The following is a 14,624-nucleotide window of genomic DNA, read 5'->3' on the forward strand; positions in this document are numbered from 1 at the left end:
AGGGACTCTGAACTTCGACAGTGCGGCTGTGCAGTCGACGGGGCAGAACACGCAGGAGCATCGGGCGCATCGCCGGAACAGGCGATCGGGCGCGGCCTATGCGGCGCTTGATCTCGGCACGAACAATTGCCGCCTGCTCATTGCCGAACCCGCCCGCGCCGGCTTTCGTGTCATCGACGCCTTCTCGCGCATCGTGCGCCTCGGCGAGGGGCTCGCCAGCGCCATCACGCTCAATGACAACGCCATCGACCGGACCATCGAAGCGCTGCTGATCTGCCGCGACAAGATGCATGCGCGCGGCGTCCACCGCGCCCGGCTGATCGCGACGGAAGCCTGTCGCATGGCGCGCAATGCCGACCACTTCATCGAGCGGGTGCATGACGAGACCGGCATGGAGCTCGAGATCGTCGATCGGCGCACCGAGGCCTTCCTCGCCGTGACGGGATGCGCCTCGCTGGCCGATCCCGAGGCGCATTCGGTGATCGTCTTCGATATCGGCGGCGGCTCCACCGAAATCGCCTGGCTCGACGGCCAGGCCCGCTCGCCGCTCGCCGATCCCTGCAAGCGCATTCGCGCCTGGGATTCACTCCCGGTCGGCGTCATCACCCTGGCCGAACGCCATGGCGGTGTGGAGGTCGGGCCGGAGAAATTCGAGCGCATGGTCGAGGAAGTCTCGCAGATGCTGACCCCCTTCGCACTGGCTGCGGGGGCGGCTACGGCGGCGCCGGACTTTCATCTGCTCGGCACTTCCGGCACCGTCACCACGGTCGGCGGCATCTATCTGCGCCTGCCGCGCTATGATCGCCGCCAGGTCGACGGGCTCTGGATGGCGGCGACGGAGGTCGATACAGTGCTCGACGAACTCGTCGGGCTCGATTACGAGGCGCGGGCGGCGAGCCCCTGTGTCGGGCGCGAGCGGGCCGATCTGGTGCTCGCGGGCTGCGCCATTCTGGAAGGTATCCGCCGCGCCTTTCCCGCACCGCGTCTGCGCATCGCCGATCGCGGTCTGCGTGAGGGGATATTGATGAATCTGATGCGTGAGGACGGGGTCTGGAAGCGCCGCCGCGGGCGCCGCAGGGGCCGTTCGCGCAACGGTTCACCGGCGCCGGTTCCGGCCATGCCGGATCCCGCGCGCGCCTGAGGCAAGAACAACCGTGTCGCAAAACAGCAGTCATCCCCCGCGTGCGCTCAAGGTGAAGCTGAAGAAGGCGCGCGGTCGCACGCCTTCGCAGCAGCGCTGGCTGCAGCGCCAGCTCAACGATCCCTATGTCCTGCGCGCCAGGCGCGAAGGCTGGCGCTCGCGCGCGGCCTTCAAGCTGCTGGAGCTCGACGACAAGTTCAGGTTCCTCGAACCCGGCCAGCGCATCGTCGATCTGGGTGCGGCGCCCGGTGGCTGGTCGCAGGTGGCGGCGCGCAAGATCGGGATCGTGGATGAGAGCGGCGCGGAGCGTGAAAAGGCGCGCGGCAAGATCGTCGGCATCGATCTCCTGCCGATCGAACCAATGCCCGGCGCCGAATTCATCGAGATGGATTTCCTCGATGATGATGCTCCCGCGCGCCTCGTCGCGTTGCTGGGCGGCCCGGCGGATGTGGTGATGTCCGACATGGCAGCCAACGCCACCGGTCACAAGAAGACCGACCATCTGCGCATCATGGGACTTGCCGAAACCGGCGCGGAATTTGCCCGCTCGGTCCTGGCGCAGGGCGGCACCTATATCGCGAAGGTGCTGCGCGGCGGCACGGAGGGAGCGCTTCTCGCCGATCTCAAACGCGATTTCGCCAATGTGCGCCATTTCAAGCCGCCGTCCAGCCGCTCCGATTCCGCCGAACTTTTCGTCATCGCGATGGGCTATCGCGGTGAGGACCGGGTCGCGGCGGAACAGGGCGATGCCGGCTGAGCGCCATGCGTCGCGAGTGCGCCCGGATCAGGTGATATGCCAGTCTGCGGCAGGGCTGTGAGGCGCCGTCAGCGTCTCGCGCAGTTTCTCCCGCGCGCGAGAGAGACGGGAGCGGAAGGTGCCGACCGGCATGCCTGCAGCCTGCGCATTGTCCTCATAGCTGCTCTCGGGCCGCATCGCCAGACTGAGGGCAAGCCGCTGCTCCCGGGGCAGAGCATCGATTGCATCGGCGATGTCGCGGCAGGCGAGACGCTCTTCCTGGCGCGGGGGTGATGCGGTTTCCAGCACGCCGTCGATCTCGATATCGGCCTCCTCGCGCTGCGGGCGCGCGCGACGATTGACGAAGACCGTGAAGGTGATCCGCCGGAGCCAGGCCGCGAGGCTGCCGCCGCGCCAGCCATGGGATTTGCGCAAGGCACGTTCGAGCGCATCCTGCAAAAGATCCTCGGCTTCCTCGGGATTGCGTTCCAGCCGGCGGGCATAACGCCGCAATCCGGGCATTTCGGCGGCGATGCGGTGCGCCAGGCGGCGCTTCTGCTCCGCGTCCATGGTGGCTGGGGCATCGCTCTTCGCATTGCGTGCAAGGTTCTGCTCTTGCCCGTCTGCGATGTCTCGGCTGCGTGTGTCCTGCATGAATACGGCTATCGCCTCCTGTGGCGCCCTTGCTTCATCCGTCTCAGAGGAATGTGCAGAAGCGACGAAAAAGTGACGCTTGCGAATTTTTTTTGCGCTGCCTGGAACGATTCCCCCCACGAGACTGTCTGAAAGAGTAACGCGTCATCCTGCGCAGGCAAGCGTAACAGTTTGTGCGGGCATGGCGCGCCGATCGATCGGAAACTGAAAAAGGGTATTACGACATGAACTTCGCTCGTACCACGCTTGCCGCCTTTGCCGCCCTGGGTATGGCTTTCGGTGCCGCCTCCCTGACCGGGACCAGCGTCTCCACGCCCGCCGCCGCCCAGACCGCCCAGACCGCTCCCGAACCGGGTCAGGCGCCGAACGTGGATGAAGAAACCCTGCGCTCCTTCGCCGTGGCGACACTGGAAATCCAGGAGATCAGCCAGACCTACCAGCCGCAGATGGAAGCGGCCGAGTCGCAGGAGCAGCAGCAGGAAATCGCTCAGGCCGCGAATGACGAGATGGTCGCTGCCGTGGAAGCGGTGCCCGGCATCGACGTCGACAGCTACAATGCCATCGCCGAAGCTGCGCAGGCCGATCCGGAGATGATGCAGCAGATCAACACCTTCATCGCTGAAGCGTCCGAACAGTAAGCAGCAGCGATCGCTGATGGACTGATAGGCCGGCGGATCATCCCGCCGGCCTTTTTCATTCCCCGCTCAGAACGCCTCTGCGTGGATCTGGGCGAGCGCCGCACGCACGACCTGCGGATCGTCGCCCACAGCCAGAATCAGCCGCAGATCGGCCCCCTCGCGACGACCGATCGCGGCGCCGTGGAGGGCCCGGCCATCCGCCTGCGGAGCGCGCATGCTGATCGTGAAGCCGGACAGATCGTCCAGGCTGTGCGCGGCAATATCGATTTCGATCGCCGGCGCCGCCGGATCGCCGTCGTCCTGCGCAGCGAGACCGCGCGCGAGCACCTGCGGATTGCGCAGATCGCGCTCGGCACGTTTGGCCGTATCGCCTTCAAGGCGAAAGATTCCGACGGCCAGACGGTTGGGGCAGCCGGGTGCAATGCAGGCGATCACGGCTTCCGGGTAGCCGACATGCTTGCGCGTGCCCAGCCATTTGCGCATCGGAAGGGCGAGCCAGGCCTCACCGCCATCGGGCTCGGCGAGGCGCCGCAGATCGAGCGAATCGAAGGCGGCGACCCGCGTCCCGCCTGGCGTGCATCCACCGAGCAGCAATGCGAGGATCAGCGCGCCGGCGAAGGCGAGCCGATACAGCCCGCTGGCGCGCCGGAGCGGAGGGTCAAACAGGAGGCGGCGAATCGGGTGAGCCGGCATGCGGCAATTATGCGCGCGCACTGTTCGTTGCAAAGCGATTTCTCGTTCGCGGGAACGGCCCGGAAGAGCCTTAACGGCAATGCATTCCCCAGCGATATGTTCGTTAATCCGAACGAATTCGTTGCATCACGCGCGAAATCCGGTCAAAAGAAGCGCCATGACAGACACGGTAAGCCAACCGACGCCCGAAAGCACATCCGGCGGGCCTGACGGTGATTTCGAGACCCTTGCTGCGCTGGCACGCGTGCAGGTTGATACACCGTCGAGCCACGTGATGCATTTCGGTGAAGACGAACCCATCGAGATGGATTGCGGCGCAAGCCTCTCGCCGTGGCAGATCGCCTACCAGACCTATGGCACGCTCGCGCCCGATCGCAAGAACGCCATCCTGATCTGCCATGCCCTGACCGGTGACCAGCATGCCTGCAATGTCCACCCGGTGACGGAAAAGCCCGGCTGGTGGCGGCTCTTCGTCGGTCCGGGCAAGGCGATCGATACCGACCGTTATTTCGTGATCTGCGCCAATGTGCTCGGTGGCTGCATGGGCACGACCGGCCCCGCCTCCGTCAATCCGGCGACCGGCAAGCCTTACGGCGTCGATTTTCCGCTGGTGACCATCCGCGACATGGTGCGCTCTCAGGCCATGCTGCTCGACAAGCTCGGCATCGACGATCTGCTCTGCGTGGTCGGCGGCTCGATGGGTGGCATGCAGGTGCTGGAATGGGCCGCTCTCTATCCCGAGCGGGTGTTCTCCGCCATGCCGATCGCCGCGGCGACGCGCCATTCGGCCCAGAACATCGCCTTCCACGAAGTCGGGCGTCAGGCCGTGATGGCCGATCCCGGCTGGGCCTCGGGGCGCTATCTCGAACGCGGCACCCGACCGCGCAAGGGGCTCGCCGTGGCGCGTATGGCGGCGCATGTGACCTATCTCTCCGAAGGGGCATTGCATCAGAAATTCGGTCGCAAGCTGCAAAGCCGGGCCGCGCCGACCTTCTCCTTCGATGCCGATTTCCAGATCGAGAGCTATCTGCGCTATCAGGGCTCGACCTTCGTCGAGCGTTTTGATGCGAATTCGTATCTCTACGTCACCCGTGCAATGGATTATTTCGACCTCGCAGCCGAGTATGACGGCAAACTCGCGCGCGCCTTCCGGGGTACGCCGACACGGTTCTGCGTGATGAGCTTCACCTCGGACTGGCTGTTTCCGACGAAGGATTCGCGCGCCATCGTGCGGGCGCTGAACGCCGCCGCCGCCTCGGTCTCCTTCGTCGAGATCGAGAGCGACAAGGGGCATGACGCCTTCCTGCTCGACGAGCCCGACATGTTTTCCGCCGCCAAGGGATTCATCGACGCCGCCGCGCGCGATCGGGGGGTAGCATGAACGCGCTGCCACCGGACGATTTCGATACGCGCAAGGCCTCCCTCGCTGCCGCCGGTGCGCGTCCCGATCATCTTATGCTCGCAGAAATGGTGGAGCCGGGCGCGCGGGTGCTCGATGTCGGCTGCGGGGACGGTTCGCTGATGGCGCTCTTGCGCGATCTGCGCGATTGCGATGCGCGCGGGGTCGAACTCGACCGCGAGAATGTGAACAAATGCCTGGCCAAGGGGCTCGCCGTGGTCCAGGGCGATGCCGATACGGATCTGTTCGATTATCCCGATGACGGGTTCGACTACGTGATCCTGTCGCAGACGATCCAGGCGACCTTGCGCCCGCGCGCAGTGCTCGAGCAGATGCTGCGTATCGGCAAATGCGGCATCGTCTCGTTCCATAATTTCGGCTATTGGCGCGTGCGTTTCGAATTGCTCCTGCGCGGGCGGATGCCGATCACCGAGCAGCTGCCTTTCAGCTGGTACGACACGCCCAATATCCACCATTGCACCATGCGCGATTTCGTCGCCTTGTGTCATGAAGTCGGCGCCGTGATGGAGCGCGCGGTGGCGCTCGATGCCGGCGACCGCCCGGTGCGGCTGCCCTTGCCCTGGTGGGTCTGGAACATGATCGGGCGCCAGGGCGTGTTCCTGCTGCGGCGCGGCGAAGGGCAGGGCGGTGAAGGCTAGCCGTGTTTTACGCATCCGGATGGGTGCGGAGGCGGTAGCCAAGTGCGGCGAAACCGGGCAAAAAGAGCCTGCCGATGCGTCACTTTTAGTGGAAGCCGATGACCGATCAGCAAACGCCTCCGGGCGAAGCCTTTCCCGCCACCACCCGTGAAGACTGGATGCGTCTTGTCGAGGGGGTCCTCAAGGGTCGCGATTTCGAGGAAACCCTCGTCTCGCAGACTGCTGACGGCATTCGCGTCGATCCGCTCTATGCCGCCGCTCTGGCGCAGGCGCAGCCGGTACGTGCCGAACACGCGCCCTGGCATGTGGCCCAGCGTGTCGATCATCCCGATACCGGTGAAGCCGCACGTCAGGCGCTGACGGATCTGGAAGGTGGCGCCGACGCGCTCAGCCTCGTCTTCGACGGCGCAAGGGCCGCACGCGGTTTCGGCCTGCGCATCGCCACGCTCGATGATCTCGATGCCGCCCTCGACGGGGTGCTGCTTGATCTCGTGCAGATCCGCCTCGATGCGGGCCGCTCCGGGCGCCACGCTGCAGCGGCGCTGATCGCCCTGGCCACCCGGCGCGGGCTGTCGCTCGACCGGCTTGATGCCGATCTCGCCCTCGACCCGATCGGCGCCGCCGCCTGTGACGGCGGTTTCTCGGCCAGCTGGGAGATGATCGCCGATCGCTGCGGCGAAACCGCTGTGGCTCTGGCGGATAAAGGATTTGCCGGCACGATCTTCCTCGCGGATGGGCGGCCCTGTCACGAAGCCGGCGGCAGCGAAGCCCAGGAGCTCGCCGCCGTTCTCGCCACGGCGCTCGCCTATTGGCGGGCGCAGGAAGCGGCGGGTCTCGATCCGGAGCAGGGTCGGCGCAATATCGCCTTCCTGCTGGCGGCAGATGCCGATCAATTCGCCACCATCGCCAAGTTCCGGGCCCTGCGCCGCCTCTGGGCGCGCGTCGAGGCGGCGGCGGGGTTCGAGCCGGCCCCGATCCGCCTGCATGCCGAAACCGCCTGGCGGATGACGACGCAGCGCGACCCCTGGGTCAACCTTCTGCGTACCACGATGGCAACATTCGCCGCCGGTATTGGCGGCGCCGACACGGTGACAGTCCTGCCCTTCACTGCTGCCCTCGGTCTGCCGGATGCTTTTGCGCGCCGCGTGGCGCGCAACACGCAGCATATCCTCCTGCAGGAGAGCAATCTGTGGCGTGTGGTCGATCCCGCTGCCGGCGCCGGTGGCTACGAGGCGCTCACCGAAGCGCTTTGCGAAACGGCCTGGGAGGCCTTCCAGCAGATCGAAATGGAAGGCGGAATCGTCGGCAGCCTCGCTTCCAGCGCCTTGCAGGTACGCATCGGTGAGGTGCGCGCGGCCCGCGCCGCCGTCATCGCGGATCGCCGCGCGCCGATTACCGGAGTGAGCGCCTTTCCCGATCTCGACGAGAAGCCCGTCGATCTCGCCCTGCGCGAACCGCCCCCGGAGATGCCGGAGCCGGATACGGCGACCATACCCGCCACCATGCCCGCCGGCTTTGCCGATCTCGCCGCCGCGATCACGGAGGGGGGGAGCACACGGGCGCCGGCGAATCCCCCGCCGGGTATCGAGCCGACCCTGCTCTCGGCCCTGCCGCACCGGCGTGAAGCCGAGCCCTACGAGCATCTGCGCGATCGCTCGGACCAGTATCTCGCCGATAACGGTGAGCGTCCGAAGGTGTTTCTGGCCAATCTCGGGAAGCTCGCCCAGTTCAATACGCGCGCCGGCTTTGCCCGCAACGCTTTCGCGGCGGGTGGGGTCGCGGCGATCGGCGAGGACGGTTTTGCCGATCCGCAGGCGCTGGCCAAAGCCTTCACCGAGAGCGGCGCCAGCGCGGCCTGCCTGTGTTCGACGGAAGCGCTCTATGCCGAGCATGGCGTCGAGGCGGCCCGTGCGCTCAAGGAGGCGGGCTGCGCCATCCTCTTCCTCGCCGGCCATCCCGACGATCTCGAAGCGCCGATGCGCGAAGCCGGCGTCGACGCCTTCCTGCATGAAGGCTGCGACCTGCTCGCGCTGCTCGGCGAAGCCTGGGCGGTGATCGCGGGAGAGCGCAGCGAGGCCTTCTGAGGCAGCGCGGCCCGTATCCCGGCGTCTGCATCCGGAACACGCCGAAGCAGGTCTTGGGGGCAGGAGGATCGCGTTATCCCCGGCCGTGGCGTGACGTGCCATGCCGTGAGGGGGCGAGGCCGGTTCCTCGCATCGGGTGGTCGTCTTTCACTGGCTCGCGATTTCCTGTGGGTGATCAGGAATTTGTGCTTTAAATTGCTATTTATTGATGATTTAACTTTCAATTGAAATCAGGCATCCTGCCTTGTAGCTTGTTTCGTTTCGATTGTGTTTCAATTGTCAAAGCCTGCGATATCGGGAAGGCGATATCTGCGCGACCGGCACCCTTGTCGCGCTCTTTGCGCTCATCGCGTGCTGACGCGCAGCCGAGACGCCACCTGAAATGGATCCTCTCGTTCTCACCGCCATCCTGTTCGCGGCCTTTCTGCATGCAGCCTGGAACGCACTCGTCAAGGCGAATGTCGATCGCTTCACGACGATGCTGATGATCGCTGTCGTCCAGACGGCGATCGCATGCGTGATCCTCCCTTTCGTTCCGCTGCCTGGCGCGGCAGTCTGGCCCTGGCTGCTTCTGACCGCGATTCCGCACACGACCTACAAGGTTTTCCTTGCGCGCGCCTACGATACGGGTGAACTTGCGCGCGTCTATCCGATCATGCGCGGGCTGACGCTCGCTCTCGTGACCGGCGCTTCGGTCGGCCTTCTGGGAGAAAGCGTCCCGCCGCTCGGGCTCGTTGGCATCGGTGTCATCGGGGTGGGGGTGATGGCGCTGTCCGGTCCCGGCGCCGGGGCGCTCGCGGGTGCGCGTGTGACCACCCTCGTCCTGACGCTCGGCGCTGCAGCGAGCGCTGCGGCTTATACCGTCATCGACGGTATCGGGGTCCGGCTGGCCGCAGAAGTCGCATCCTTCGCGGCCTGGATGTTCGTCCTGGACGGCCTCGGCATGATCCTCCATGCCGCCATCACCCGGGGACGAACGGGTTTTGCCGCCATGGCACCGCATTGGCGGGTCGGACTCCTTGCCGGATCGATCGCCTTCACCTGCTACTGGATCGCGCTGTGGGCACTCGCTCATGCGCCGATCGCGCTCGTCGCCGCGCTTCGCGAGACGAGCATCCTCTTCGCATTGGCGCTCGCGCGCCTGCGGCTGGCCGAGCGGCTCGACCGGACGAAGCTCTCGGGGGCAGGGGCGGTCCTGGTGGGCATCATCCTGATCAGGATTGCCTGATCTGCTGCCGGCGGGAAACCGGATCTGCAAACCGGATCGGCAAACCCGCGCGCGGGGCGGCTGTCGCACCTACATCCGGAACACGCCGAAGCGCGTTTCGGGAACGGGGGCGTTCAGCGTCGCCGCGAGCGCGAGCCCGAGGACGCGGCGCGTTTCCGAGGGCAGGATGATGCCGTCATCCCACAGCCGGGCCGTGGCATGATAGGGCGAGCCCTCTTCCTCGTATTTGGCGCGGATCGGGTCCTTGAAGGCCTCTTCCTCCTCCGCCGGCCAGGACTTGCCCTCGGCTTCGAGATTGTCGCGCCGGACCGTGGCGAGCACGCTTGCCGCCTGTTCGCCGCCCATCACCGAGATGCGCGAATTCGGCCAGGTGAAGAGGAAGCGGGGCGAATAGGCGCGCCCGCACATGCCGTAATTCCCCGCTCCGAAGGAACCGCCGACGAGCAGGGTCAGCTTGGGCACCTGCGCGCAGGCCACCGCCGTGACGAGCTTGGCGCCGTCCTTGGCGATGCCGCCGGCCTCGTATTCGCGCCCGACCATGAAGCCGGTGATGTTCTGCAGGAAGAGCAGCGGAATCCGGCGCTGGCAGCACAATTCGATGAAATGCGCACCCTTCTGGGCGCTCTCCGAGAAAAGAATGCCGTTATTGGCGATGATGCCCACCGGCATCCCCATCAGTCGCGCGAAGCCGGTCACCAGCGTGGTGCCGAAAAGACGCTTGAACTCGTCGAATTCGGAACCGTCGACCAGCCGCGCGATCAGCTCGCGAATATCGTATTGCTTCTTGAGATCGGTGGGGATGATCGCGTCGAGCTCGGCGGTGTCGTAATAGGGCTCCACCGGCTCGGCGATGGCAAGATCGGTCTGTTTGCGGGTGTTGAGCGTGCCCACGATGCGGCGCACGATGGAGAGCGCATGCACGTCGTCGGTGGCGTAGTGATCAGCGACGCCCGATTGCCGCGCATGCACGTCGGCCCCGCCGAGATCCTCCGCCGTGACCACCTCGCCCGTTGCGGCCTTCACCAGAGGCGGGCCGCCGAGGAAGATGGTGCCCTGGCGGCGCACGATCACGGTCTCGTCCGACATGGCCGGCACATAGGCGCCGCCGGCGGTGCAGGAACCCATCACGCAGGCGATCTGGGGAATGCCCATTGATGAGAGCTGTGCCTGATTGTAGAAAATCCGCCCGAAATGCTCGCGATCGGGAAAGACCTCGGTCTGATGCGGCAGGTTGGCGCCGCCGGAATCGACGAGATAGATGCAGGGCAGGCGGTTTTCGCGGGCGACTTCCTGGGCGCGCAGATGCTTCTTCACCGTCATGGGATAATAGGTGCCGCCCTTGATGGTGGAATCGTTGCACACGATCATCACCTCGCGGCCCGCCACGCGCCCGATCCCGGTGATCAGCCCGGCCCCGTGAATGGCATCGTCATACATCCCGAATGCGGCCAGCGCCCCGATCTCGAGGAAGGGCGCGCCGGGATCGAGCAGGCGCATGACGCGCTCGCGCGGCAGCAGCTTGCCCCGGGCGAGATGGCGCTCGCGGGCACGCTGCGAGCCGCCGGTGGCGACTGCCTCGCGGCGATGGCGCAACTCTTCGGCAAGGCGCGCCCATTGCGCCGCATTCTCGCGGGCGCTCTCGGAATTGATGTCGATCTGGCTCTGGATGACTGACACGGTCCCCGGCCTCCCCGGCTTTTCTTGATTGCTGCGTGCCCCAAGCTATGGGTCAGCTTGTGATGCGGTTCAAGCGCGAAGCGCTTCCGCTCAGGTTGTCCAGCGTGCCATGGCCGCATCATCGGCATCGCGCGCCTCGACCCAGCCGCCGGTCTCGCCGGTGACGAGATGCTCGCGCTTCCAGAAGGGCGCACGCGTCTTGAGGAAATCCATCATGAATTCCGCGCCGGAAAATGCGGCATGGCGGTGCGACGAGGCCGCGATGACGAGCACGATGTTCTCGCCGGGTCGGATCAGCCCGTAGCGATGGATCGCGACGAGGCCCGTGAGCGGCCAGCGTTGCGCGGCTTCGCGCGCCACGCGCCCCAGCTCGGCCTCGGCCATGCCGGGGTAATGTTCGAGTTCGAGCGCCGAAAGCCGTCCGCCTTCGTCGCGGCACAGGCCGGTAAAGCTCGCGAGCGCACCGATATCGGCGCGGCCCTCGCTCAGAGCCGCAATCTCGGCGGCCATGTCGAAATCCTCGCGCTGGATGCGGATGACGGGGGAGGGGGGGGCAGAGGAGAGATCGCTCGTCGTCATCGCGACCCCTCAGCCGCCGGTCATGGGCGGAAAGAAGGCGATCTCGCGCGCCCCGGCAATCACGGTATCCGGCTTGACATGCTCGTGATCGATCGCGGCCCGCACGATCTGCGGGTTCTCGAAAGCATAGGCGTATTCCTCACCGCGCCCCGCGAGCCAGCCGGCAAGATCGGCCACGGTGATGACATCCGCCGGCGGATCGACGGTTTCCTCGGTCTTGCCGATGCGCTCGCGGACCCAGGCGAAATACACGATCTTGACGCTCACGCGCTGTCCTCCCTGCCCTTGCTGCCGGGCTCGACGGCTTCCTGCACAGCCGGGATGTCCTCGACGATATGGTCAAGGCTCGCGCGCAGGTAGTCCCACCCGGTATAGATGGTGAGAATCGCGGAAATCCACAACAGCACGGTGCCGATCAGGATGGTGCCGGGCAAGATCGCCTCGCCCGCAGGCCCGGCGACCAGGAAGCCGACCGCGACGAGTTGCATCGTCGTCTTCCATTTGGCGACGGCGCTGACCGGGACGCTGACCTTCAGATCAGCGAGATATTCGCGCAGCCCCGAGACCAGGATCTCGCGCAGCAGAATCACGATCGCCGCCCAGAGCGACAGCCCGGCAATCGTTCCATCGGTGACGAGCATCATCAGGACCGCCGCAACGAGCAGCTTGTCGGCGATCGGATCGAGCATCTTGCCCAGTGCCGATTGCTGGTTCCAGGCGCGGGCGAGATAGCCGTCGAAGTAATCCGTAATGGCGGCAGCGACGAAGAGGCCGAGTGCCCACCAGCGTGCCCAGTGTTCCTGTGGCCAGAAGAGGAATGCGACAACCACGGGCACTGCGAGGCAGCGCCCGTAAGTCAGAAGGTTGGGCAGGGCGTAGAGATTGGACTGGCGCATATCGATCAGACGGTACTCGCAATGAGGATCCTCTGCGCAGGGAACACCCTGCATCGCACGCGGTCAATGCGGTATTCGCCCGACGCGATCGCCCGCCGCAGCGTCAGCGATCATTCTCGCCATCTTCGCCCTCTTCTCCTTCGCGCTTCAAGCCCTTGAGCTTGGCGAAGACCGAATCGGCGTCGAAGCTCTCCTCTTCGTCGCGCGCCCGCTCGGCGTTGCTTTCGCCGAAGGCGCTCTCGGCGAGGCGCTTCTCGTCGACTTCCGGCTGATCGGCGAGGCTGAGATCGGTCGGCAGCAGCGTGTCGTCGGCGGGTGCCGGCGCGACGGCGGGGCGATCCTTGGCCGAGCGCTTGACTTCGAGATCGAGGTCGATCTGCGAGCACAGGCCCAGCGTCACCGGATCAAGCGGCTGCAGCTGTGCCGAGTTCCAGTGGGTGCGGTCGCGGATCTGCTGGATCGTGGTCTTGGTGGTGCCCACCAGGCGCATGATCTGCGCATCCTTCAGTTCCGGATGATTGCGCAAAAGCCAGAGGATCGCGTTCGGGCGGTCCTGGCGGCGCGAGACCGGCGTGTAGCGCGGGCCGCGTTTGGAGCGTTTCATCTCAGGGATCTTCACCTTCGGCGGCGCGAGGCGCAGCTTGTGGGCGGGATCCTTCTGGGCGCGCTCAATCTCCTCGCGGGTGAGCTGCCCCATATTCACGGGGTCCGCGCCCTTGATGCCGGCAGCGACCTCGCCATCGGCGATGCCTTTCACCTCGAGCGGGTGCAGGTTACAGAAATCGGCGATCTGATCGAAGGTCAGCGACGTGTTCTCGACCAGCCAGACGGCGGTCGCCTTGGGCATGAGCAAACCGGTTGACACGGGTCTTCTCCTTAAAATCCCGCCGGCGCGGGGCCGATACGGCCATGCGCGCGGGCCAAAAATCTCCTGTGCTCCGTCCCGGCCCGGGCCGGAGCGCACCATGACGACATGTCAGGGAATCGTGCGGAATATAGGGCGCAACCGGCCCGGATGCAATCGCGTTTACCATGTGATTGCAGGACTTTTCAGGTGGGACGGGGGACGGGCCGACCGGGAAGGTCACTCCGGAAGGAGCGGGATCAGATCCGTAACCTCGGCCTTGAGCACGTCTCCCTCGCGCCAGAGCCTGCCCTTGACCTCTGCGGCAACGGTTCCGGCCGGATTTCCAGTCCCTTTGAATGCGAGATAGATCACCCCGGAAGCCTCGAAGAGCACGGGTTTCCCACTTTTGTCGTCGCGCAGATAAATTCCTTCCGGCACGACATCGAAGCCATCATAGCGCGCCTCCGGATCGTGCAGGTCCAGTTTGTTCCAGAATTCGGGCAGATCATTCGGAGGAGTGAAATCACGGACAGCCGAGGTTACGGCCTTGTACTCTGCGGCGGAACGAACGCGCCGCAGCGCAGACCCTCCGGCGATCGGGCCGGTCGTGCTGCGCCGATCGCGAGGCAGACCGGTCATCAAGAATTGCGATAGCATGCCACTCACCTCACCACGTCCAAACCGACAGCGCGATCATACTGCCAATGCAAACGCGTGCCAATGCCGTCGAGATCACCCATGATGCGCTGGGCATCAAACCCGAAATAGAACAAGCGTTCCTGAAAATAGTTGCGCTGACTGACCGGGATGATGAAGCGCATATCAGCTCGTGCCGGCTCACGGTGATCGAGAATCGGTTCAGTTGGATCGGAGTGGACACTGAACAGCCCGCTTTGGCTGGATATCCGGTATGTGAAGAAGCGGGGCAGAACAAATCCGGTTGCGCAGGAAAATGGATCTATATCGACATCCGTTTGAATGATTTCATCAGATCCGAGGGATTTTGCGATCAGGACCGGGTTTCCACCGCGTCCCTTCGCATTAACGGCAAAAAAGGCCGCAACCAATGGATTGCTTGTCCAGTCCATGAGCCGCGTCGGCGCTCCGTGATGCTGGGCCAGCCCGAGCGCATCCCAGTCATTGAGTGGCTCGGTTGAACTCAGGAATTCAGTTAGGCGTCGGCGGAAAATGTCGAGAACCGCCAGTTCACTGGTTGAGCTATACGACTTGCTGCGCCCTACAGTCGGCAACAGGTCGTAAGCATCATCCCCGAGGCCGCGGAAAACCCAGCGACCGCTGGTAAACCTTTCTGTCCAGGCCAGAAAGTCACGCCAAGCCGTTTCTCGTTGGGATCCACGTTCCAACAAGGCCTCCCTCGATCTTGTCGATGATT

16 protein-coding genes are annotated in these 14,624 nt (G+C 65.2%); 7 read left to right on the forward strand and 9 right to left on the reverse strand.

Translation table 11 applies throughout. The features are described 5' to 3' along the window. The first annotated feature begins 28 nt into the window (after positions 1 to 28). Positions 29 to 1,141 carry a Ppx/GppA phosphatase family protein gene (locus GA0071312_RS08635; RefSeq protein WP_238947286.1) on the forward strand — a complete coding sequence of 371 codons (1,113 nt, stop codon included), beginning with the start codon at positions 29 to 31 and terminating at the stop codon, positions 1,139 to 1,141. 13 nt (positions 1,142 to 1,154) lie between these two features. Beyond that, on the forward strand, positions 1,155 to 1,898 hold the full coding sequence (locus tag GA0071312_RS08640) for an RlmE family RNA methyltransferase (RefSeq protein ID WP_074444633.1): 744 nt from the start codon (positions 1,155 to 1,157) through the stop codon (positions 1,896 to 1,898). 27 nt (positions 1,899 to 1,925) lie between these two features. Here the strand turns inward: GA0071312_RS08640 and GA0071312_RS08645 are convergent, their stop codons facing one another. Further along, a complete protein-coding gene (locus GA0071312_RS08645) occupies positions 1,926 to 2,531 on the reverse strand; it encodes an RNA polymerase sigma factor (protein ID WP_083204448.1) in 606 nt (201 codons plus the stop codon). A 224-nt stretch (positions 2,532 to 2,755) separates the two neighbouring features. On the opposite strand from GA0071312_RS08645, the gene GA0071312_RS08650 reads away from it, so the two are divergent. After that, the gene (locus GA0071312_RS08650) at positions 2,756 to 3,169 is read left to right on the forward strand and encodes a DUF4168 domain-containing protein (RefSeq protein ID WP_083204449.1); all 414 of its coding nucleotides are present in this window, start codon (positions 2,756 to 2,758) and stop codon (positions 3,167 to 3,169) included. Positions 3,170 to 3,235: 66 nt separating this feature from the next. Here the strand turns inward: GA0071312_RS08650 and GA0071312_RS08655 are convergent, their stop codons facing one another. Then, complete coding sequence (locus GA0071312_RS08655) at positions 3,236 to 3,862, reverse strand: hypothetical protein (RefSeq protein WP_074444634.1); 627 nt, start codon at positions 3,860 to 3,862, stop codon at positions 3,236 to 3,238. A 274-nt stretch (positions 3,863 to 4,136) separates the two neighbouring features. On the opposite strand from GA0071312_RS08655, the gene metX reads away from it, so the two are divergent. The 4 genes from metX (at position 4,137) to GA0071312_RS08675 (ending at position 9,232) form a co-directional block, all read left to right on the forward strand. Then, a complete protein-coding gene (gene metX / locus GA0071312_RS08660; protein WP_238947287.1) occupies positions 4,137 to 5,243 on the forward strand; it encodes a homoserine O-acetyltransferase MetX in 1,107 nt (368 codons plus the stop codon). Further along, positions 5,240 to 5,920, forward strand: a complete 681-nt coding sequence (metW, locus tag GA0071312_RS08665; protein ID WP_083204451.1) for a methionine biosynthesis protein MetW — start codon at positions 5,240 to 5,242, stop codon at positions 5,918 to 5,920. The genes metX and metW overlap by 4 nt, the downstream gene beginning before the upstream one ends. Before the next feature lie 98 nt (positions 5,921 to 6,018). After that, positions 6,019 to 8,004, forward strand: coding sequence for a methylmalonyl-CoA mutase family protein (locus tag GA0071312_RS08670; RefSeq protein ID WP_074444635.1), 1,986 nt, complete (start codon positions 6,019 to 6,021; stop codon positions 8,002 to 8,004). 382 nt (positions 8,005 to 8,386) lie between these two features. Continuing rightward, entirely contained in the window at positions 8,387 to 9,232 is an 846-nt protein-coding gene (locus GA0071312_RS08675; RefSeq protein WP_074444636.1) for an EamA family transporter, read from the forward strand. 69 nt (positions 9,233 to 9,301) lie between these two features. Here GA0071312_RS08675 and GA0071312_RS08680 read toward each other — a convergent pair whose 3' ends face one another. The 7 genes from GA0071312_RS08680 to GA0071312_RS08710 all read right to left on the reverse strand — a co-directional run bounded on the left by GA0071312_RS08680 (position 9,302) and on the right by GA0071312_RS08710 (position 14,595). Further along, positions 9,302 to 10,909, reverse strand: a complete 1,608-nt coding sequence (locus GA0071312_RS08680; RefSeq protein ID WP_074444637.1) for a carboxyl transferase domain-containing protein — start codon at positions 10,907 to 10,909, stop codon at positions 9,302 to 9,304. A 90-nt stretch (positions 10,910 to 10,999) separates the two neighbouring features. Continuing rightward, entirely contained in the window at positions 11,000 to 11,488 is a 489-nt protein-coding gene (locus tag GA0071312_RS08685) for a molybdenum cofactor biosynthesis protein MoaE (protein WP_074444638.1), read from the reverse strand. Between the two features lie 9 nt (positions 11,489 to 11,497). Continuing rightward, complete coding sequence (gene moaD, locus GA0071312_RS08690) at positions 11,498 to 11,755, reverse strand: molybdopterin converting factor subunit 1 (RefSeq protein WP_074444639.1); 258 nt, start codon at positions 11,753 to 11,755, stop codon at positions 11,498 to 11,500. After that, positions 11,752 to 12,384 (reverse strand): CDP-diacylglycerol--glycerol-3-phosphate 3-phosphatidyltransferase, encoded by a 633-nt coding sequence (gene pgsA, locus GA0071312_RS08695; protein WP_420819969.1) that lies wholly within the window; start codon positions 12,382 to 12,384, stop codon positions 11,752 to 11,754. Before pgsA ends, moaD begins: the two co-directional genes overlap by 4 nt. A 103-nt stretch (positions 12,385 to 12,487) precedes the next feature. Then, a complete protein-coding gene (locus GA0071312_RS08700; protein WP_074444641.1) occupies positions 12,488 to 13,249 on the reverse strand; it encodes a DUF1013 domain-containing protein in 762 nt (253 codons plus the stop codon). Positions 13,250 to 13,468: 219 nt separating this feature from the next. Next, on the reverse strand, positions 13,469 to 13,873 hold the full coding sequence (locus GA0071312_RS08705) for a hypothetical protein (RefSeq protein ID WP_131817755.1): 405 nt from the start codon (positions 13,871 to 13,873) through the stop codon (positions 13,469 to 13,471). 20 nt (positions 13,874 to 13,893) lie between these two features. After that, positions 13,894 to 14,595 carry an FRG domain-containing protein gene (locus GA0071312_RS08710; protein WP_238947160.1) on the reverse strand — a complete coding sequence of 234 codons (702 nt, stop codon included), beginning with the start codon at positions 14,593 to 14,595 and terminating at the stop codon, positions 13,894 to 13,896. Between the last annotated feature and the right edge of the window lie 29 nt (positions 14,596 to 14,624).

The sequence above is a fragment of the Saliniramus fredricksonii genome (assembly GCF_900094735.1).
GTDB classification, from domain to species: domain Bacteria; phylum Pseudomonadota; class Alphaproteobacteria; order Rhizobiales; family Beijerinckiaceae; genus Saliniramus; species Saliniramus fredricksonii.

Coding starts and splice junctions, on each gene's coding strand:
- GA0071312_RS08645 (WP_083204448.1), bottom strand. CDS start 2,531: ATGCAGGACACACGCAGCCGAGACATCGCAGACGGGCAAGAGCAGAAC.
- GA0071312_RS08650 (WP_083204449.1), top strand. CDS start 2,756: ATGAACTTCGCTCGTACCACGCTTGCCGCCTTTGCCGCCCTGGGTATG.
- GA0071312_RS08655 (WP_074444634.1), bottom strand. CDS start 3,862: ATGCCGGCTCACCCGATTCGCCGCCTCCTGTTTGACCCTCCGCTCCGG.
- metX (WP_238947287.1), top strand. CDS start 4,137: ATGCATTTCGGTGAAGACGAACCCATCGAGATGGATTGCGGCGCAAGC.
- metW (WP_083204451.1), top strand. CDS start 5,240: ATGAACGCGCTGCCACCGGACGATTTCGATACGCGCAAGGCCTCCCTC.
- GA0071312_RS08670 (WP_074444635.1), top strand. CDS start 6,019: ATGACCGATCAGCAAACGCCTCCGGGCGAAGCCTTTCCCGCCACCACC.
- GA0071312_RS08675 (WP_074444636.1), top strand. CDS start 8,387: ATGGATCCTCTCGTTCTCACCGCCATCCTGTTCGCGGCCTTTCTGCAT.
- GA0071312_RS08685 (WP_074444638.1), bottom strand. CDS start 11,488: ATGACGACGAGCGATCTCTCCTCTGCCCCCCCCTCCCCCGTCATCCGC.
- pgsA (WP_420819969.1), bottom strand. CDS start 12,384: ATGCGCCAGTCCAATCTCTACGCCCTGCCCAACCTTCTGACTTACGGG.